General features: G+C 58.6%; 18 protein-coding genes. 12 read left to right on the top strand and 6 right to left on the bottom strand.

Annotated features, from left to right (window positions below; genetic code table 11):
- The first annotated feature begins 4 nt into the window (after positions 1-4).
- The 5 genes from O4G22_RS04935 to O4G22_RS04915 all read left to right on the top strand — a co-directional run bounded on the left by O4G22_RS04935 (position 5) and on the right by O4G22_RS04915 (position 5,015).
- Entirely contained in the window at positions 5-1,279 is a 1,275-nt protein-coding gene (locus tag O4G22_RS04935; RefSeq protein WP_306713956.1) for a hypothetical protein, read from the top strand.
- 155 nt (positions 1,280-1,434) lie between these two features.
- The gene (locus O4G22_RS04930; RefSeq protein WP_306702307.1) at positions 1,435-2,028 is read left to right on the top strand and encodes a peptidylprolyl isomerase; all 594 of its coding nucleotides are present in this window, start codon (positions 1,435-1,437) and stop codon (positions 2,026-2,028) included.
- Positions 2,029-2,114: 86 nt separating this feature from the next.
- Positions 2,115-3,263, top strand: a complete 1,149-nt coding sequence (gene nagA / locus O4G22_RS04925) for an N-acetylglucosamine-6-phosphate deacetylase (RefSeq protein WP_094137232.1) — start codon at positions 2,115-2,117, stop codon at positions 3,261-3,263.
- Between the two features lie 84 nt (positions 3,264-3,347).
- Positions 3,348-4,388 (top strand): biotin/lipoyl-containing protein, encoded by a 1,041-nt coding sequence (locus O4G22_RS04920; protein WP_290489712.1) that lies wholly within the window; start codon positions 3,348-3,350, stop codon positions 4,386-4,388.
- Between the two features lie 63 nt (positions 4,389-4,451).
- Entirely contained in the window at positions 4,452-5,015 is a 564-nt protein-coding gene (locus tag O4G22_RS04915) for a DJ-1 family glyoxalase III (RefSeq protein WP_290489711.1), read from the top strand.
- A gap of 79 nt (positions 5,016-5,094) precedes the next feature.
- Here the strand turns inward: O4G22_RS04915 and O4G22_RS04910 are convergent, their stop codons facing one another.
- Positions 5,095-6,171 carry a glycosyltransferase gene (locus tag O4G22_RS04910; RefSeq protein ID WP_306702306.1) on the bottom strand — a complete coding sequence of 359 codons (1,077 nt, stop codon included), beginning with the start codon at positions 6,169-6,171 and terminating at the stop codon, positions 5,095-5,097.
- Here O4G22_RS04910 and O4G22_RS04905 point away from each other — a divergent pair.
- From O4G22_RS04905 to O4G22_RS04875, 7 genes are all read left to right on the top strand, one after another.
- The gene (locus O4G22_RS04905) at positions 6,149-6,631 is read left to right on the top strand and encodes a hypothetical protein (protein ID WP_306702305.1); all 483 of its coding nucleotides are present in this window, start codon (positions 6,149-6,151) and stop codon (positions 6,629-6,631) included. The two genes, O4G22_RS04910 and O4G22_RS04905, sit on opposite strands and share 23 nt — an antisense overlap.
- Positions 6,555-7,763, top strand: coding sequence for a glycosyltransferase (locus O4G22_RS04900; protein ID WP_306702304.1), 1,209 nt, complete (start codon positions 6,555-6,557; stop codon positions 7,761-7,763). Before O4G22_RS04905 ends, O4G22_RS04900 begins: the two co-directional genes overlap by 77 nt.
- On the top strand, positions 7,760-8,815 hold the full coding sequence (locus O4G22_RS04895) for a glycosyltransferase family 2 protein (RefSeq protein ID WP_306702303.1): 1,056 nt from the start codon (positions 7,760-7,762) through the stop codon (positions 8,813-8,815). The genes O4G22_RS04900 and O4G22_RS04895 overlap by 4 nt, the downstream gene beginning before the upstream one ends.
- A 20-nt stretch (positions 8,816-8,835) precedes the next feature.
- The gene (locus tag O4G22_RS04890) at positions 8,836-9,732 is read left to right on the top strand and encodes an alpha-1,2-fucosyltransferase (RefSeq protein ID WP_290489706.1); all 897 of its coding nucleotides are present in this window, start codon (positions 8,836-8,838) and stop codon (positions 9,730-9,732) included.
- Positions 9,733-9,756: 24 nt separating this feature from the next.
- Positions 9,757-10,881, top strand: a complete 1,125-nt coding sequence (locus O4G22_RS04885) for a glycosyltransferase (RefSeq protein ID WP_306702302.1) — start codon at positions 9,757-9,759, stop codon at positions 10,879-10,881.
- 14 nt (positions 10,882-10,895) lie between these two features.
- Positions 10,896-12,245, top strand: a complete 1,350-nt coding sequence (locus O4G22_RS04880; protein ID WP_306702301.1) for a hypothetical protein — start codon at positions 10,896-10,898, stop codon at positions 12,243-12,245.
- A 65-nt stretch (positions 12,246-12,310) separates the two neighbouring features.
- Complete coding sequence (locus O4G22_RS04875) at positions 12,311-13,357, top strand: glycosyltransferase family 8 protein (RefSeq protein WP_290489703.1); 1,047 nt, start codon at positions 12,311-12,313, stop codon at positions 13,355-13,357.
- Positions 13,358-13,438: 81 nt separating this feature from the next.
- On the opposite strand, the gene ppk1 is transcribed toward O4G22_RS04875, so the two are convergent.
- The 5 genes from ppk1 to O4G22_RS04850 all read right to left on the bottom strand — a co-directional run bounded on the left by ppk1 (position 13,439) and on the right by O4G22_RS04850 (position 19,808).
- The gene (gene ppk1, locus O4G22_RS04870; protein ID WP_290489702.1) at positions 13,439-15,526 is read right to left on the bottom strand and encodes a polyphosphate kinase 1; all 2,088 of its coding nucleotides are present in this window, start codon (positions 15,524-15,526) and stop codon (positions 13,439-13,441) included.
- 35 nt (positions 15,527-15,561) lie between these two features.
- A complete protein-coding gene (locus tag O4G22_RS04865) occupies positions 15,562-17,124 on the bottom strand; it encodes an HD domain-containing protein (RefSeq protein WP_128154755.1) in 1,563 nt (520 codons plus the stop codon).
- Positions 17,125-17,260: 136 nt separating this feature from the next.
- On the bottom strand, positions 17,261-18,328 hold the full coding sequence (locus O4G22_RS04860; RefSeq protein ID WP_306702300.1) for an acyltransferase family protein: 1,068 nt from the start codon (positions 18,326-18,328) through the stop codon (positions 17,261-17,263).
- A gap of 18 nt (positions 18,329-18,346) precedes the next feature.
- Positions 18,347-19,144 (bottom strand): type I methionyl aminopeptidase, encoded by a 798-nt coding sequence (gene map, locus O4G22_RS04855; protein WP_094137219.1) that lies wholly within the window; start codon positions 19,142-19,144, stop codon positions 18,347-18,349.
- Positions 19,145-19,157: 13 nt separating this feature from the next.
- Positions 19,158-19,808 carry an adenylate kinase family protein gene (locus O4G22_RS04850; RefSeq protein ID WP_306702299.1) on the bottom strand — a complete coding sequence of 217 codons (651 nt, stop codon included), beginning with the start codon at positions 19,806-19,808 and terminating at the stop codon, positions 19,158-19,160.
- Between the last annotated feature and the right edge of the window lie 3 nt (positions 19,809-19,811).

Here is a 19,811-nt window from a genome sequence, read left to right as displayed (position 1 = left end):
CTTCATGAATTCCAGCGCCCATACGCCAGGACACGCCCGCGAAGTTCCATGGGGAGCTTTCTGGCGGCTCGTGCTGATTCAGGCGCAGAACTCCTTCAATGAAAAAGGGGCGCAATTTCTGCTGATTCCCCTGGGCGTCTGGCTGTACGGCTCAGAGGGGGACCTGGAATATCCGCTGGGGGCCATCATCGTGCTGCCCTTCATCCTGTTCTCCCCCTTCGTCGGCTGGCTTTCGGACCGTTTCTGCAAGGCGCGCATCATCCAGTCCATGGCCCTGCTCCAGATATGCGTTCTGGCGGGCATGTACTGGAGCCTGCGCGTCCACAACCTGAACGGGGCCATCCTGTGGTTCTGCGTCTTTGCCGTGCAGGCCACCGTCTTCAGCCCGGCCAAGAAAGGAATCGTCAAGGACATCGTGGGAACCTCCCGCATGGGGTTCGCCAGCGGCATCGTGGAAATGGCTTCCATCCTCAGCCTGCTCATCGGCCAGATTGGCGTCTTCATCTGGTTCCGCTACCTGCTGGAGCCTTCCACGGATACCATCTGGCACCGCTGGCTGGGGGAGGGCTTCTTCCCATGGTTTGACGCATGGCTGAAACCCTCCGGTATCAATGACGGCTGGTATGCCGCCTCTTTCCCATGCCTGGTGTTTCTGCTCCTGGCCGTTCCGGTGGCCATCTCCAGCTTCTATCTGCCCCGGTATGCTCCCGAAGGCTTCCGGCCCTTCTCCTGGTCCCTGTTTTACGAGCACTTCCACCAGCTGGGCAAGCTGTGGAACAACCGCAACCTGCGCGTCAGCGAAATGGGCATCGGCTATTTCTGGTTCTTCGGCGGCACGGTCATGCTGATGACTATCCAGATGGCGAAGGAAATCTCCGGCGGCGGGGACGACTTCAGCTCCGTAGGAGCCGTGCTGATGGCCTGGATGAGCGGGGGAACGGTGCTGGGCGGCATCCTCGCTTCCGTGATCTGCCGACGCCGCATCCGAATGAACGTTTCCGTGGCGGGTGGCGTGCTGATGGCGGCGAGCTGCGCGGCCCTGTTCCTGGTGCCCCTGAACGCCTTTTTCCAGGACCGGGCGGACAATGACAAGCGCGGGGACATGATCGCCGCCGGCAACCTGGTGGACTGCGCGCTCGGTTTGCTGGCCGTCGGGTTCCAATACGCCATGATGCTGGTCATCCCCCCTTCCTGGCAATTCGTCGTCATGGGAATCCTCAGCCTCTTCATGGCGTGGGCGGTCTTCCGTTTTTCCCGCGCGTATTCCGGCTCAAGGTAGTGCCGGGCCGGCAACCGGACGCACACCTTAACAATCTCTTCTTCAGGGAACAACCTTCCCTCATTGACGCGTCCAGCGCCATTCTCCCGTCAGGGCGCGCGATTTACTTGCAACCCTGCTTCTATTCGGGCAAGATAGGGGGGAAACAAGAAGCCATGAAAAAATATCTCACCCTTCTGCTGTGTTCCCTGTGCGCCCTGGCGTGCTTCAGCGCCTCCGCGGAATCCGCCGCCGGCCTCAAGGACGTCCATGTCGTCATCTCCACTACCAAGGGGGACATTGAACTGGCCCTTTACCCTTCCAAGGCGCCCGTCACCGTAGCCAACTTCCTGAACCTCGCCAACAGGGGCTACTACAAGGGAATTACCTTCCACCGCGTGATTCCGGATTTCATGATCCAGGGCGGCGACCCCACCGGCACGGGCATGGGAGGCCCCGGCTACAGTTTTGAAGACGAATTTTCCCCGGATCTCAGGCATGACGGCCCCGGCGTGCTTTCCATGGCGAACGCGGGCCCCGGCACCAACGGTTCCCAATTCTTCATCACCCATGTGGCCACGCCTCATCTGGATGGCCACCACACGGTCTTCGGGAAGGTGCTGAAAGGGCAGTCCGTCGTCAACTCCATCGTCCGGGGGGATAAAATCAAGGACATCCGCATTCTGGACAAAAACGCCGCGGCCGCCGTGCTGAAAGCGGAAGCCTCCCGCGTAGCCCGGTGGAACAAGGCCCTGGACGCCGCCAGATAACCGGGAAGCGGCAGAGGCCAGACGGGAAAACGCGGCCAAACGAAGAAAAACGACGATCAACATCCATCCAACAACCATTCATTGTTATGAAAACACTCATTAAAAACGCACGCATCATCTCCCCCGGCATTGATATGCCCGGGGCTGCCGTGGAAATGGAAGGCAAAACCATTACCGCCGTCTATCCCGCCGGGAGCGAACTTCCCGCCGCAGACAAGGTCGTGGATGCGGAAGGCCGCATGCTCCTGCCCGGCTTCATTGACATCCACAGCCACGGCGCCGGCGGCTGCGACACCTGCGACGCCAAGCTGGAAAGCCTCCGCACCATTGCGGAATGCAAAATGAAGGAAGGCGTCACTTCCTGGCTGCCGACCACTCTCACCCTGTCTCCCAAGGTGCTGGAAGACGTGTGCGCCTCCGTGGCGGAATACATGAAGAACCAGGAATTCGCCAAAACGCCCGGCGTCCACCTGGAAGGGCCGTTCATCAACCCCAAATGCTGCGGCGCGCAGAACCCCGCCTTTGTCCGCCAGCCGGACTATGATGAAGTGGCCAACCTGAACTCCATTGCCAGGGTGCTGCTGGTCTCCCTGGCGCCGGAAATGCCTGGAGCCATTGAATTCATTGAGAAAGCTACGGCCAACGGCATCCGCTGCTCCGCCGGGCACAGCGCCGCCACCCATGCGGACTTCAACAGGGCCAAGTCCGCGGGACTGGCGCACCTGACCCACTACTGCAACCAGATGTCTCCCCTGCACCACCGTGAAATCGGCCTGGTGGGTTCCGGCCTTCTGGACAGGGAAATCAAGATTGAAATCATCTGCGACACCATCCACCTCTGCGCGGACATGCTCAAAACCGTGTTCAAGAACAAGGATTCCGACCAGATGCTGATGATTACGGACTCCCTGGCCTGCTCCTGGATGCCGGACGGCCCCGGGGACCTGGGCGGCCTGCCCATCATCGTGAAGGACGGCGTGGCCCGCCTGCAGGAATCCGGCGCCCTGGCCGGCAGCACCCTCAAGTACGCCCACGGCCTGAAAAACGTGCACCGCCTGACCGGGAAACCCCTCAGCGACCTGGTGAAAGCCACTTCCTGGAACCAGGCGCAGTCCCTGGGCCTGGAAGGCCTGGGCAAAATCGCCCCCGGCTTCACGGCGGACATGGTTCTGCTGGACGATGACTTCAATACCTGCAAGGTATTCATCGACGGCGTGGAAAAATACAGCGCGTAGCCGCGCTTCCGCGCGCCGGAAGGAGACGTCCCGCCCCTTCCGGCGCGCCTTCCCCCCTTTTACCATACTTCAACATTCACCTCCATGGCTACTACCATTGAAATGCCCCGCCTGTCCGACTCCATGCACGAAGGCATCGTCCTGAGATGGATCAAAAAAACAGGGGACTTCGTAGAGGTCGGCGACCATCTGGCCGACATTGAAACGGACAAGGCCCATGTGGAACTCCAGGCCTGCGAGGACGGCACCCTGGCGGAAATCCTGGTGCCGGAAGGAGGTTCCGCCGCGGTGGGAGCGCCTATTGCGCTGCTTCAGTCGGAATTCGGAGCGGCCGCCTGCGGCTGCCCTCCGTGCCCGCCCGTAACATGCAGCCCGCTGGCCGCCAGGCTGGCGGCGGAAGCCGGATTGAATCCCGCCACGCTGCGCGGCACCGGCCCCCGGGGCAAAATCATGGCTGCGGATGTACGGGCCGCCCTGCGCCCCGCAGACGGCCCCGCCCGCCGGGTGCAGACCCCGCTGGCGCCCCGGGACACGCGCCACGCCACGCGCGTAGACAACTTTTACCTGTACTCCCTGGAGGCGAACATGGCTTACCTGGCCGCCATCAGTACGCCCATCGCCGTCCAGTGCGAAAAGCTCATCGGCGGCCGTTACAGCCTCTTTGACTACGTGGTGCGCGCTGCGGTGAAAGCATGCGTCAGCGAGCCGGAATGGCTGGCCGGAGACGCCGTTACGAAACTGCTCATGGTGCTGGACAAGGGGGAAAAATACGTCTTCATTGAAAACGCCTCCGGCAAGACGATTTACAACATCGCCATGGAACGCCTGGCCGCCCCCGCGGCAGGGCCGCTCCCCGCAGGCAGCGTCGCGCCCAATATCCTGCTTTGCGACAGCGGCGTGAACGTGGAAGCCCAGCGCGCCGCGCTTCCGGAAATGCCCCACAGCATCATCAGCATAGGAGGCACTACGCCGAAAACGGGCATTGAAGCGGGGCGGCCCGTGTCCAAGCTCATTCTGCCCGTCACCCTGTACGTGAACGCCAACATTCTGCCGGAATGCAAGGCTTCCAAAATCGCCGCCGAATTCAAAACCCTCCTGGAAAACCCGGTTCTCCTCCTCCTGTAGGGCTACCGGGATATTCTGCTCTTTTCCTTGAACGTTCCGCTTCCCCCTCCTGTCTTACCAACCATGAAAAAAGTCGCCATACTTGCCGCCCCCGGATTTGAAGAAATCGAACTCATGGCTCCGCTGGACATTCTGCGGCGCCTGAACATGGACGTAGTGCTCGCCGGCGTCCAGGCCGACAAGGTGGTCAGCACCCATGAAGTAACCGTCAGCACGGACACCATGCTGGACAAACTCCATGCTGACAAGCTGGACGCCCTGATCCTGCCCGGCGGCGCGGGTTCCTGGGTACTCCGGGACACGCCGGAAGTCATCCATCTGGTCAAAAAAATGCATGAAGCGGGCAAGCTGGTAGCCGCTATCTGCGCCGCCCCCATCGTTCTGGCCAAAGCAGGCCTGGTCAGGGACAGGAACGTCACGGCCTACCCGGCCCAGGACGTTTACCGGGAACTCAACGAAGCAGGCGCCCGCATCGTGAAGGATGAAAATGTGGTGTTGGACGGCAACATGCTCACCGCCAACGGCCCCGGCGCCGCCATGCTTTTCGGCTACTCCATTGGGGAATATCTGGGGGAAGACCTTCAGGTGGCCCAGCTCAAAGAGCAGATGTGCTACACGGGCCTGTAGAATGCCGGCAGGCATTCCGCCTTTTCGCAACCCCATGCGGCGCCGGAACAACAGGGGAAGGAGGAAGAATTTCCCCTTTTCACTTCATTAGGCGCCTTTTCAGGGCGTAGTAAGCCCCCCGGCGCCCCTTACGGGATGACATCAGGCGGGAATGCAGGACAGAGAAAAAATTGCTCCGGCAGGGGTAATTCAACAAAAGACGGCAAAAAGCCCGGTCCCACCGGTCCAGACGGGGAAGGACATTCTCCGCGCCCACCAGCTCCAGCCACTTTTTCCAGCCGGAAAGCAGAACCTCCCGGTCTTCTGGCGACGCCCTGAAAAAAGCTCCCTCTTTCACGATGAAATGCCTGCGCATCAATTCCATGCAACAGTCCACCAGACCGAAGACGGCGGGTGAATCAAGCAGCCCCCGCCGCCCCCAGAAACGCGCCAGAGATTCCATGCCCATCAAATCCATGCGGAAATCCCCCAGGAGGGGATCCCGCCCACAGGAGGAGGAGCCGGGGCGTTCCCGCCGATAGTGGTACAACCGGTCGGGAATGGTCAAAAGCCGCGGAGCAAAAGTCAACAGCATCAAACAGAAATACAAATCCTCCCCCTGGCTCAATCCGGGAACGAAACGCAAGCCGTTTGCTTCCAGCAGTTCCCTGCGGATCAACTTGTTCCACACCGTTCCCGCGCACCGGCTCCAGGGCGTCCCCCGCCGGAACCGTTCCGCTTTTTCCTCCGGGAAAAATCCGGCTGACGGCGACCATCCGCTTTCAGGCATATCCATGTCCCCGCAGTCGCAGAATTCATGGTATCCGCACACCGCTACATCCGCATCTTTCTCCGCGGCCGCAGTAAACTGGCGCTGGAACATATTCCGTTCCACCATGTCGTCCGGATCCACAAAGCCGATATACGTCCCCGCGGCCGCTTCCATGCCGCTGTTCCTCGCTGCGGAAACGCCGCTGTTTTTCTGGTCAATTATCCGGACGCGGCGGTCCCTGTTCCTCCATTCGCGCAATATCTCCGCCGTACGGTCGGAAGAACCGTCATTGACGCAAATGATCTCAATATCTTCCATGCTCTGGCCGGTCAGGCTTTCCATACACTGGTCCAGATAGGCGGCAACATTATAGCAGGGAACAATGATGGAAACGGATACGCTCATGGCGGAAGCATTCTTTTTTATCCGGATTGAAAATTCACATCAAGAAAAAACAGCAACGCCATTTATTGAAAAACGGGAAACCGGAGGCGCGAAATTATTTCCGGAAAGAAATGCAAAGGCAGTCTTCCCCGGAAACGACGGAAACAGAGGGCGGCAGTACGGCCGCAATACGGCAGAAAATTCAAACCGTCAGGAATACTCCGGCATCATGCGCAAAGGAGCTTTTTTGATATTGCTTTTCAGTATGAATTTATTAAGTATTCAGCCATCGTCGCACAACGTATTCTTTTTTACGGCGGGAAAAATCTGCCCGGAACGGCAAAAAGAAAAAAATCACCATCCGTATCAGGCGATATTCATGATATCTTCTGCAATTTTTCACCATGAAACCGATTACACATACGCAGACAGTCATGCTCCGATTGCTGACCATGTGTATTCCGTTTCGGAATCTGCGTAAAAAAGGACGCGCTTTTCTGCGCGATTTCCTGTCCGACTACGACCGGAACGCCCGCCGAAGCATGCGCGCATGGCGCAGGCATGCAGTAGCCGGCCGCACAATCCTTATTCTGGAGCCCAACTATTGCCACGGAGAAGTCCTCCCCGGTTTTTGCCGTCATCTGCTTGACATGGGATACCGCGTTGATGTCCTGATGCATCACAGCCTGGCCGGGCAATCGCCTCTGTGCTGTTTCAAGGAAAACGAGATCCAGATCTTCACAGCCATGTGCACTTCATGGAAGCGCCTGGCCAAAGCTCCCGTCCTCAACCGGTACGAAGCCATTTTGGTATCAACATCCGCCTTTTATGACATTCCGGGATGGGCAGGTTTCCTTCACATGACGGGGCTTGACAGACTCACCAATCTTCTGGCCGTCGAACATGAATTAAATGACATCCCCCGGTTCGGGGAAGAAGAACTTGAACGGCAGGGACGTCTGCTGACGCTGGGCTCCTTTCCCAAAGGGACGATGGTTAATCCGCACTTTTTCGGGAAAATCCCGCCTGCGCCCCGGAACCGTGAACCCGTATTCATCACCGTAGGTTCCCTTTCCGCGCAGAGAAAAAACCACAAACTCCTGATTGAGGCGCTGCAAACCATCTACAATGAAGGATACAGGAACTTTTCCGTCATCATCGTAGGGGAAGGAGAGCTGGGAGAAATTCCCGGCCACCTGCGCCCTTTCCTGCATGTGGCCGGAAGGCTCGATTTCCCTTCCATGTACGCGGCCATGGAGCGGGCGGACTATTTCCTGCCTCTCCTTGATCCCGGCAATCCGGCGCACGACCGCTACATTACCACCGGCATCACCGGCTCCGCCCTGCTTATTTACGGATTCGCGAAGATTCCGGTCATCCATGAAAAATTCGCTTCCTTCTACGGCTTCAATGACCGGAACGCACTTCTTTACGGGGAAGAAACGCTTGGCGGCGCCATGCTCCGCGCCATCAGGCAAACGGAGGAGGAATACGCGGAAATGCAGCAGGCGCTTCTCCAATTGGGCAGGGATATTGACAGGGAATCCCGCTCCAACCTGAAGCGGGCTCTTGCCGCATGCTCCCCCTCCAAACCTCAACAGTCCCGCCAATGACCCGATCCTGCCCGCCACAGCCCCAGGTTTCCGTCATTGTTCCCGTTTACAACCAGGAACGATATCTTGAAGAGTGCATCAACAGCATACGCCGGCAAACCCTTGCGGAGTGGGAATGCCTCATCATTAACGACGGTTCCTCCGACTCGTCGGGGGAAATCGCCCGGCGTTTTTCAGAGGCGGACTCAAGAATCCGTTATTTCGAACAGGAAAACGGAGGCGTTTCCTCCGCCCGCAATCTGGGCATGCGGCACGCTTCCGGGCGCTATTTGTGTTTCGTTGACGGCGACGATTTTATTGACGAAGCCTTTCTCAAACATCTTCTGGACGCCTCAGACCGCGGAGCAAGCGATTTGACCATAGCGGGAAAACTGTTCTGCGACAGGTTTCCGCCGGATAAAATCCCCGCCCTGCCCACCTGCGGCATATTTCTGCGCCGGGAGTTCCCCTTAAAAAACAATCTGGAATTCCCGGAAGGCATTCACCCCTGTGAAGACGGCCTCTTCTCGCATTTCGCGCTCGCGCTGGCAGAAAAAATCTCCTTCTGCCCGGAGGCCGTTTACCATTACCGCCAGCATGAACAGGGCAACCACCACCAGATAAGAAAAAGAACCGCCGATATTTTGGACATGATCCCCCGGTGGCTTTCCCTGATTGAAGAGTTTTATGAACAACGCCGGCTCTGGACAAGAAAAGCCGGCCATCTTGTCCGCTTTGTAGAGCATGAACCATTTGAACTGAGACTGCTTGACATGCCTTTCTCTCCCGGGGAGCAGGAAATGCTTTACGGCATCATCCGGGACTTCCTGAACGCCCATTGCACGAACGCCGAGTGCCGGAGAGAGTCTCTTCATCTTCCTTTCCGCCTGTTGTTGAAATCCACCAGCTTTTCAGACTTCGGAAGAAGGCTCCGGAAGGCCGGCAGGAACACCGGAATCCTCTGGAAGCTTCTTCCTTTCTGCCCTGTTCCTTCATGGAGAAGGAATGGCCGGGTACGGCTGCGGCAAATACGCGGACAACTGGAGGACATACGCGGGAATATTCCGTTTTAACCCCTTTTCCCTGCTTGAACATGGCAAAGAAAAAAGAATTGGTCATGCGTCTTTTCGGAGGGCTGGGAAACCAGCTGTTCCAATACGCCTTTCTCTTCGCGCTCTCCCGGCAAGGGGAAAAAGCAAGGCTGGAAGCCTCATCATATGAACATGATGACAAGAGGGTCTGCGAACTCCATCACTTCCACATTTCCCTTCCCATTGAAGGGGGCCCTCCCTCCTGGGCTTTCCGCAAGTCCCGCATTCCCGCCTGCCTGCGTTCCCTGTTCTCCGCCCCCAAATATCCTCATTTCCGGGAGGAAAAACGGCACGGGTTCGATCCCGGCCTCACGGCCCCACCCCGCTGCCATACCTATTTCAAGGGATATTTTCAAACGGAACAATACTTCCTCCACTGCCGGGAACAGCTTTGCAGGGAATTCCGTCTAAAAACTCCCCTGACTCCGGAAAACGCCCGCATTCTTGAAGACATCCGTTCCTGCTGCTCCATTTCCCTGCACATCAGGAGAACGGATTACCTCTCCAACCCCTACCTTTCTCCGCCGCCGCTGGAATACTATCTCCGGAGCATGGCTGAAATGGAAGGAAGGCTGCGGGCGGCAGGCGTTCCGCAGGAATCCCTGCGTTATTTCATCTTCTCGGACGACACAGCGTGGGCACGAGAACACCTGAGGCCCGCCCTGCCCCATGTCCATGTGGATATCAACGACGGCGGCGCCGGCTACTTCGATCTGGAGCTGATGCGAAACTGCCGCCACCACATCATCGCCAACAGCACGTTCTCCTGGTGGGCGGCCTGGCTCAACGAACACGCGGAGAAAATCGTCATCGCGCCGCGCATCTGGTTCAACAGGAATGAAAACGACCGGTACCATACGGACGACGCGCTCATCCCCGGCTCATGGCTCCGGATATAACCCCGTTTCCTTACGCAGCAGCCCATGTCCTCTCCCCTCATTTCCGTCATCGTCCCCATCTACAACATGGGACCCCTTCTTCCGCGCTGTCTGGACAGCCTGGCGGCACAAACCCTCCGCGACCTGGAAATCATCTGCGTGGACGACGGTTCGACAGACGGGTCCGGAGACATCGTCCGGAAATATGCTTCCGGAGACAGCCGTTTCCGCCTGATTACACAGGAAAATTCAGGCAGGGCAGAAGCCCGCAACGCGGGAATCAGGGCAGCCGCAGCGCCTTACCTGGGTTTTGCGGATCCGGATGACTACGTTGAGCCGGACATGTATGAACGGCTCTACCGGCTCGCGGAAGAAACCGGGGCGGACATGGTCCAATGTTCCTATTCCCCCTTCCTTCCGGCTGAAAGCGAAGAATCGCGCGGAATTACTGAGGAAAAACTCCTTCATGTTGAAAACACCGCCTGCGACGGCGTCTTTACGGAGAAAGGAGAAATATTCCGGCTCTTTCTGGAAGACAGGATCACCGGCGTCGTCTGGAGCAAATTGTTCAGGCGGCTCCTCCCCGGCTGTTCCGCCCCCCTGGAAGTTCGCCTGCCATCTTCCTTCACCAGCGGGGAAGACACCCTGTACGTTTCCCGGGCCATCGCCCGCTGCCGCCGCATCGCCCTTACCTCTGAAAAACTTTATCACTACGGGCTGGGCGGCCCCCAATCCGTTTCTTCGCGCAACCGGAAAGCGGAAACCCGGCCCGCAAGTTATTACGCCGTATTCGAGATGCTCACCAGGGAAAAACTCCGGGAAGGGGTTCTGGAGAGCAACCGCACGGCCTACATGAATTATATCGTCCCCCTGCTTTTTCCGGACAATAAAATGCCGGCCCGGCAGCTCAGGCATTGGGCGGAACTCTGGCGGGAAGCGGACATCACTTCCGAACACGTTCGCGGGATTCCCAGGGAACAGCGGACCTACCTTGAAGCAGCCCTGGCCGGACGGTGGATTTACCTGCGCCTCCTTCAATGCTTCTGGAAGTTCAAAACCGCCAGAAGGCACATGTTCCGGCTGAGGTTTTCCAAAAACGGAATAGACACCCTCCAAATCCTCGGATGCACTCTTTACTCCGCCAAGAGAAACTCCCGCTCATCCCTGTAACCGTTGTTTCTGCCGTGTTCATCTATTCCTATCAGCAACACGACCATCTCCTGCTCGGCAATGACAGAATGCTGGTGATCGGCAATTCCGCCCTGGCAAAAAACCATGTCCATCTGAAATCGTCCAGACTGGTCGCCGACACGCTCATCTTCAATTTCCCGCTCAACCATCCCTGCCTGTGGCGGGAAATGGAGCACTGCCTTTCCGGCGCCCGCTACAGCGTTATTCTTTTCATGTGGCCGCCCCTGCACCTTTCCCTCGCCAACGGCAGGCTCATGGGAAAGCCCCTCCGGGAAGGAGAGCCCATGGAAAGCGCCGAAGATATGCTTTGCAGGCTTTTCGCCTTTCTGCGGAAACGAACGCGCCGCCTGATCCTCCTGTCATCCCCGCCCTCCGACTACGGCAGCGCCCGGCATCCCTACGCAGAAGAACCGGGCGTTCTTGAAGCCTGGAACGCTCTTCTTCGCACGCTGGCAGACAGGCAGAACCTTCCATTCATTGATTTTTGCGTCGGCATGCTGCAATGCCGCCCCCTGCCCGGTTCCGGGGAAGAAGATTTCCCGGAAGCTTACCGGAATCTGGGAAAACAGGTTCTCCGCCGGCTGCCTTTCGGCCGGACATGGGTGAGAAGGCGTTCCGGGAAAATACACCGCCTGCTGGAGAAAAGAAGAAAACGCAAAAAGGAACGCATGCTTGCCTGCTGGAGGGCATTGGCGGCCCCGACCCATTACCGTGAGGAAACCGACTGGATCACGGCCATTCATCCGGAAAAAGGGCAGGCGCGCATACTGCTCATTGGCGGTTCCGTCATGCGGCATTTGTGGCGCCCCCTTTCCTCAGAACTTCAGGAGGACATCGATTTGTTCTCCTCCACGCTGATTCCCGGTGATCCGGACTACCTCCCCGCTCTTGCAGGATATTTTCCCTCCGCCGGGTACGAGGCCATCATCTTTTCCTTCGGTTCCCACGTCACCAATAAAGTCTCCGCCATTTCCGTGGACGACTTCCGCAAAAATTACATGGCATTCGTCTCCCAGCTCAGCAAACGCTGCCGTTTCCTCATCCTGGCGACCAGCACGTCCATCATGGATGGGCCGGACGGCACGCTGAATGAAGAAAAAGAGAAAACCCTCGCCGCCTTTAATGCCATTGTCCGTGAAGCGGCCTCTGCCCTGCCCGGCGCGGTTCTTTCAGACCACCATGACTTCATGCAGGGGGCGAGATATATAGATCCCTTCCATTTCTCCCCTCCGGACCGCGCGTACCAGGCCGGAAAAACAGCCGGACTGCTCCTGCCCCTTCTCGCCGCCCGGCAGGAACCGCCAACGGAACAGGAACGCCCCAAAAACCACCCCGAACCATGAAATTCCCTGACGTCATGACAATCCCTCCCGTTCCTGCACCCCCGGAACAATCATGCATCCCCGTCATGTTTTCCGCCACCGGCGGCTGGGGCCTGCCCCTGAGCGTAGCCATTCACACCCTTTGCCTTCACGCCGGTTCCGGACGCTTTTATGACATTCACATCGTCCACGACGGAATGGACGCGCGAATAATACAGGAGCTGAACCGGGTCGCCGCCCCCTTTCCGCAGGTTTCCCTTTCTTTCCTGCAGCTTCCGGAACAATTCCGCCAGCTCTTCCAAAACGGCAACAAGAACCGCTACTCCCCTCTCGCGTATGCCCGTCTGATGGCCGGCAGTTTGTTCCCGCAGTACGGCAGGATCGTTTATCTGGACGCGGATACCCTGCTGGCCGGAGACGTAGCCGAGCTTTATTTTTCCGATTTGCGGGGAGCTCCCGCGGCGGCGGCCGGAGACGGCCTGGCCCTCTGGAGCATTGAGGAAGGAACGATGCACCCTCATCTGGAATATATGGGCGGCTATCTTTCCTCCCCCCTTTCCTACTGCAATTCCGGCGTTCTGGTGCTGGACCTGGACCAGATGCGCCGCCGCAACCTGGAACATCGGCTGCTCCAACAGCTCCGAAGCCGCCCGGAACCCTTCCCCTATCCGGACCAGGACATCCTGAATATCGCCCTGCATGGAGACATAACGCCGCTGCCTCCGGAATGGAACTTCCAGTTCCTGTCCTGGACGTGGGATGAAGAAAGAATACAGCGCCTGCGCGGAACCGAATTTGAAAACGTTCCGTCCATATCCTGCGGGCATGCATGGAAACTGCTGCATATGGTCGGCCCGGAAAAACCATGGCGGCTTCCTGACGCCCCCGGAACCATAGGGCAATTCCACTGGATCCTGTACGCCTTTTTCTGGTGGCAGGAAGCAAAGAAGCTTCCCGCGTTCCGGAAAGAACTGGATGCGATTTCCCGGGGGCTGGCTCCGCTTATCCGGCGCCATATCCGCAGCCAGCAATGGAAACTGTTCTTCTCCCGGGGCCATATTTTCCGGAGACGCCGGGACAGGATCAGATGGCTGAAGAAAGTGCTGTCCATTCTTGACGGCAGAAAACCGTAAGCAGCTTTCCTACTCTCCGGAAAACCGGGTACTCCGGAGACTGTTCCTTGCGAACCTCCAAACGCCCGTAACGAGCGTCTTTTAATGCGGCGTGTGCGGTTCCAGCATCTGCTGGCGTTCCCGTTCCTTGTCCTTGGCCAGGCGGCGCGCCTCCTTGGTCAGGTACTGTTGCAAACGGAAGGCTTTCTGGCCTTTTTTCCGGACGACATGTTCGGAAGTGCCGTCCGGCAGAATATTACACGCCTGAACATTGTCCCTGAAACAGGCGTCCAGAATGGATTTCAGGCGACGCGCCAGCTTCCCGTTGGTGACGGGCACCATGAGTTCCACCCTTTTATCCAGATTCCGGGTCATCCAGTCCGCGCTGGCGATGAAAAGCTGGTGGTTGCCGCCGTGGTGGAAGAAGAAAATGCGCGCGTGCTCCAGATACCTGTCCACAATGCTGACTACGCGGATTACCTTGCCGTTGGGCCGGGGGCCCGTTTTCAGGCAGCAAATGCCGCGCACGTTCAGTTCAATGTCCACCCCGGCGTCCGCGGCCCTGTACAGGGCGTCAATAATTTCCACGTCCTGAAGGCTGTTCATCTTGGCGGAGATGCGGGCGGGTTCCCCCTGCCGCGCGCGTTCCGCCTCCCCTTCAATAAGTTCAATAAGGCGCGCCTTCATCAACACTGGGGAGGGATACAGCTTGCGGAAGCGCATGAGCTTGGTGCGCCCCGTCACGGAATTGAAGAACTGGGAGGCGTCCGCTCCCAGCTGGTCGTCGCAGGTAAGGTAGGAAATATCCGTGTAAATCTTGGCGGTAGTCTCATTGTAGTTCCCCGTGCCGAAATGGCAGTAACGCCGCAGCATGCCCTGTTCCCGGCGCACCACCAGGCAAATCTTGGCATGGGTCTTCAACCCCTTGACGCCATAAACAACCTGCACGCCGGAACGCTGAAGTTCCTCCGCCTTCTCCAGATTGCGGGCTTCGTCAAAACGGGCTTTCAGCTCCACCAGCGCCGTCACCTGCTTGCCGCTCTCCGCCGCCTTTTTCAGGGCGGCCACGATGCGGGAGTTCCTGGCGGTGCGGTACAGCACCTGCTTGATGGCGATGACGTCCGGATCTTCCGCGGCCTCCTCCACCAGGCGCAGGACGGGTTCAAAACTTTCATAAGGATGGTTGAGCAGAATATCCCCGCCGGCAATGTTTTCAAAAATGCTGACGGCCGGATTCACGGAAGGGGACGGCTGCGGAGACCACTGCTCCACCTTCAACTGGTCATTGCCGGGTGCAAAGGCCATTTCCATGAAGTCGGAAAGCATCAGGGGCCCCTTGAGGTCATAAGTCTCTTCCTTCCCGGCGCCTACAATCCGCATGATCTTGTCATGCAGGGGGGCGGGCGCGGAGGACTCTACTTCCAGCCTCACGCATTCGGAAAATTTCCGGGCTACGAGCACTTCCTCCATCTCATCCGCCAAATCCAGGGCGTCTTCCTCCTGCACGGCAATATCCCCATTGCGCGTGACGCGGAACACTGCTGCGGAAAGAACGGTTTCACCGGGAAAAACGGTGCCGATGCACTCCCGGACCAGGTCCTCCAGCATCACGTAGCGTTCCGCCTCCGCGGAAGGGACGGGAACGCGCCGCGGCAGGCCGTCCGGAAGGGCCACCACGGCGGAGCGCACCTCCCCGGTCTCATTGTCGCGCAGTTCCACGCCCATCAGCAGTTTAAGGGACGGCAGCGCGGGAGCCTCCGGAGCATCCATGTCCAGCGGCGTCAGAAGCGGAAATATCTGGTTGTTGAAATACTGCTCCAGCGTCAGTTTCTGGGAAGTGCTGAGATCCTCCACCGCCAGAGGATTAATCCCGTTGATTTCCATCCACGGCAGAATTTCCTCATGGAACAGGCGGTATTGGTCCTCAATCATGCGGCCCACGCGGGAGCGGATGGCTTTCAGCTGGCGGGTGGGAGTCAGCCCGGAAATGTCCTTCACGCGGGAACCGGAATGCCGCAGCATCTGAAGGCCGCCCACGCGCACCATGAAAAACTCATCCAGGTTGGAGGCGGTAATAGCCAGAAACTTCAGGCGTTCCAGGAGGGGAAGATCCGTTCTTACGGCCTGGTCCAACACACGCTGGTTGAATTCCAGCCAGGAAAGTTCTCTGTTGATATATTCGTCAGACATGGGAAAAATGGAAAATGGAAGTTTTTTAAATCAGCTTACCGCTGGGGCGCCAGCACGACGTCATAACCGAAAATATCCGCAAACAGGTCTCCCTTCAGCCGCAGGGCCAGGTCTTCCACGGCGGTTTCTCGCACGCCCTGAAGCTCCAGCTCCAGCATGCGCCCGCGGATGTGCGCCCGGACGCCGTTCACGCGCTGGGCATGGCCGCGTTCCAGGGCGTCCGCCACGCGCAGGATGGCGGCCATTTTGGCTACGCGCATGCGGTCCCTCAGCTCCAGCTCCCCGTACATGGGATCGGAATTGGCGGGAACCTCATGCCGATGGTAGCGGGCCAGCAGGGCGATCGTTTCCACATCATCCCGGGAAAGGCCGAAGATTTCACTGTTGAGAATGATATACTGGGAATGGAGCTGGTGGTTCTGCTGGTTGATGAAAGACCCAACCTCATGCAGGATGGAGGCCACTTCCAGCAGCAGCCGGTCATGCTCGGAAAGGCGGTGCAGGTCCTGAAGCTGGTCAAACATTTCCATGCACAGGCGCGCCACATGCTCGCGGTGCCCTTTGTCCGCCTTGTACCTGTCCGCCAGAATCCCGGCGAAATGGAGGACCTCCGCCTCCAGGTCCCCCGGATGCTGTTCCGCGCGTATCAGGCTGCTTGAAAACTCCTCGTCATAACCGCTCGCGGGAATGATGACGTCATTCAGGTTCAGGCTGCGGGCAATCATTTCCGTCATCAAAACGGCGGGCAGCAGGGAGTCCACCCCGGCGAAATCCGCCCCGTAAACGTTCATGCGCTGTTCCAGAGTGGTGCGGGACATCCGCTCCGCCTCCGCCGCCAGGGAGGAACACGCCACCTTGCCTTCCGGCGTGGGGGCCAGGCGGTCCCGAAGCTGCTGCATTTCCTGGCCGATGACGATCAGGCCCGCCAGGCCCTTCACGCCCCCGTAATCCAGGCAAATCTGGTCCACCTGCCCGCGCATGTGCTCCCGCAGAATGGAAAGCTCCGCCACATCGTCTCCGTACTCGATTTCCCCAACGGCCTCCCCCGTACGATGCGTTCCCAGCCTGTAGCAGGAATAACGCACGATGCGCCCCTTCTGGAACAGGAGCACGCGGGTATTGCCCGGCCCCGTATGGACCACAAGCACCTTTTTCTTGCTGAATCCCGGATACTGGGCCAGAGCCTCCTGCACCTTCACGTAAATGAGGCGCGTCATCTTGCCGTCGTCAATGCGGCGTCCACGCAGGCCGTGGGCCACGTGCATGCGGTTCACGAACACGTCCACATTATCCGCCTCGGAAATGATGTTGGAAATCATGAACCGGACGGAAAGCTTGCTGCCGGCTCCGTATTCCTTGAGAATTTCCAGATAGTCGCCGATGATTTGCACGCAGCGGTCCATGGTATGCCGGGAAATGCGGTGGAACCGGAAAATGTCACGCGCCATCGGAACGGGCTGCTGAAGGAAATCCAGCAGGCGAATCCTGTCCCGGACTGCCTCAGCCACCATCAGGCTCATGGAGCTCGGGCCCAGATAGATCACCGCCTGAGTTGATAATTCCGAATCCTGAACCAGCTCGCCTTGAATCATTGCCATACCATGTATTGTTTCCCGGCCGTGGAGCAAGAACGGCAACGTGACAAAAAAGCCGTTTCCACCCCTTTCAGCAAAGGAAAGAATAAGGGATTTGCCTTTTGACGGCAAGAGATAAGCGCGGCTCTCTTCAAGACGGCTATTTCCCATAGGCCCCCAGCAGGGGAACCAGCCGCGGGGCAAATCTTTTCATGAAGAAAAAAAGCCCTGCCAGCACGGCGAAAATGACCGGGACCAGACAGAGCCAGAGCATGTCCCACGCTTCCCCCTTCCATGTAATCCAGCCGCTTCCACGCAGCAGGATGATGACGATGTAATGCGTCCCGAAAATGAAAAAACACGCCGGAGCCAGCCCCGCCACCCATCTGGCCGCGCGCGGAAACCATTCCGTGAACAGAATGGCCAGGGACATCAGCCCCAGCATGCCCAGGGCGATGAGCATGGAGTTGTGCTGGTCCCGGTGGCCTGCCAGCCACCAGGTAAGCGCAAGCGTGGCAGCCAGGAAGGGCACCGCGTACCGGCGCACGGCCTCCGTCAGGAACGGCAGGGAATACCGGGAAACATACATTCCCAGCAGGAAAAATCCCAGGCTGTTGGCGATGGGATAATCATGATCCGCCAGATCCAGCGCAAAATAGTTCAGGGACAGCATGATAATCCCCACCCAAAGCAGATAGTCCCCCAAGCGGTAAAGAAGGGGAGCCGCAGCGGTATAAATAATAATATCGCGCAGGAACCACATAGGCGCGTCCACGGGATGCCCGGCAATGCCCAGGCAGCGTCCGAACGCCACGAGAGCGGGCCAGAACCCGGCGCCCTCCCCCCCTTCCAGCCATTCATACATAGGCCGGTAGGACGCGTAATATTCATGCAGGGGAGACCAGCCGATCAGGACGGCCGCAACTAGTCCCCACACCAGATACGGACGAAGAAGAAACCAGCTCCGCCTCCAGAGGAAAAGGCTTCCTCCATCCAGAGGGCCGAACGAACCTCTCCCCACAAAGTAGCCCGCCGCCAGCAGAAAAAAGGGCGTGCGTGCCGCCAGGAACTCCGCCCATATCCACCGGTACAGCTCCACCGAATAGAAGGCCATGTGATTCGCAATAATCAGGATGCAGGCGACCACGCGGGCCACATCCACCCACACCATGCGGCGGGCGGCGGTCTTCTCCAGAATCACGGGAATGGAGGCTTCCGGCGGCGTCATTCCCAGGAAGTGCTGAAGTTACAAAGGAGCAATGCCGAGCTGCTCCGGCAACGCGATGCGGGGGCGGTCCGTCACAATCAGGGGCGCGCCGTCCGTTACGATAACCGTGTGCTCAAAGTGGGCGGAAGGCTTGCCGTCCGCCGTGACGACCGTCCAGCCGTCATCCAGAATTTTAACGGAAGGCCTGCCCGCGTTCACCATCGGCTCAATGGCCAGGGCCATTCCCTTTTTCAGGCGCGGAAGCTTGTAATGAGGGCGGTAGTTGGGAATCTGGGGTTCTTCATGCAGGTGGCGGCCTATGCCGTGCCCCACAAAATCCCGAACCACGGTAAAACCGCGGGGACGCACGAAGCCCTCCACTGCCGCGCAGACGTCCGCCAGCAAGGCGCCCGGCCTTACCAGTTCAATGGCGCGGAACAGGGATTCCTCCGTCACGGCCAGCAGCCGCAGTTTTTCCGGATCCACCATGCCCACCGGCACGGTCATGGCGTTGTCTCCATGCCAGCCGTCCACAACGGCGCCCACGTCCAGGCTCACAATGTCCCCGTTCTGGATGCGGCGGGGACCAGCGCTGCCGTGCACCACCTCCTCATTAATGGAAATGCAGAGCTGGCCGGGAAACCCGCGGTATTGGTAAAAGGAATTGCCTACCTTGTGCTTTTTAAAGATTTCACGCGCAATATCATCTATTTCCCGCGTGGTGCGTCCCACTTGGACTTCGGCCCCGATCTCCATCAAGATTTCCGCCGTTACAGCCCCGGCCTTCTGCATCTTGGCCACCTCGCCGGGAGACTTGATATGGATTCGTTCTGCCATGGGATTATTCTTTTTATTGCCGGTACTCTTCCAGCTTGCGGGCCAGAGCCCGGGAAACCTCGGCAGGTTCCCGTTCTTCGGACACCGTCATTTTAACGACCAGGCCGCGGGCTTCGTAGTACCTGGCTACGGGCAGCGTCATGGCTTCAAAATCTTTCCAGCGGCGGGCGAAAGCTTCCATGTTGTCATCCTTGCGGGAAACCATTTTCCCTCCGCACTTGGAACATTCCTCTTCCGGAGTCTGCACCACGTAACCGCATGTGGAACATTCCCGGCGGCGCATGATGCGCTGTTCAATGAGTTCTCTGGACACATCCATCCAGACGACCACGTCCACGGACGTTCCCCGCTGATTCAGAAAATGATCCAGCGCTTCCGCCTGCGCAACCGTGCGGGGATAGCCGTCCAGCAGCCACGCGCCATGATCCATCTCCGACAGCCAGCCGCGCACCATGTCGTTGACAATCTCGTCCGGAACCAGCATGGCCCTGTCCATATAGCTCAAGGCTTTCCGGCCCAGTTCCGTGCAGGATTCCACTTCCCTCCGCAAGAGGGAGCCGGTGCTCAGGGAATGGAGGCCGAAGGTATCAGCCAGAAACCGGCCCTGGGTCCCTTTGCCGGATGCGGGAGCCCCAACCAGAATGAAATGCTTGAGTTCCTTCATATC

Source organism: Akkermansia muciniphila, assembly GCF_030848305.1.
GTDB classification, from domain to species: Bacteria; Verrucomicrobiota; Verrucomicrobiia; order Verrucomicrobiales; family Akkermansiaceae; genus Akkermansia; species Akkermansia muciniphila_A.
The sequence above is the reverse complement of the archived record's forward strand: the minus strand, read 5'-3'. Positions and strand labels throughout refer to the sequence as shown.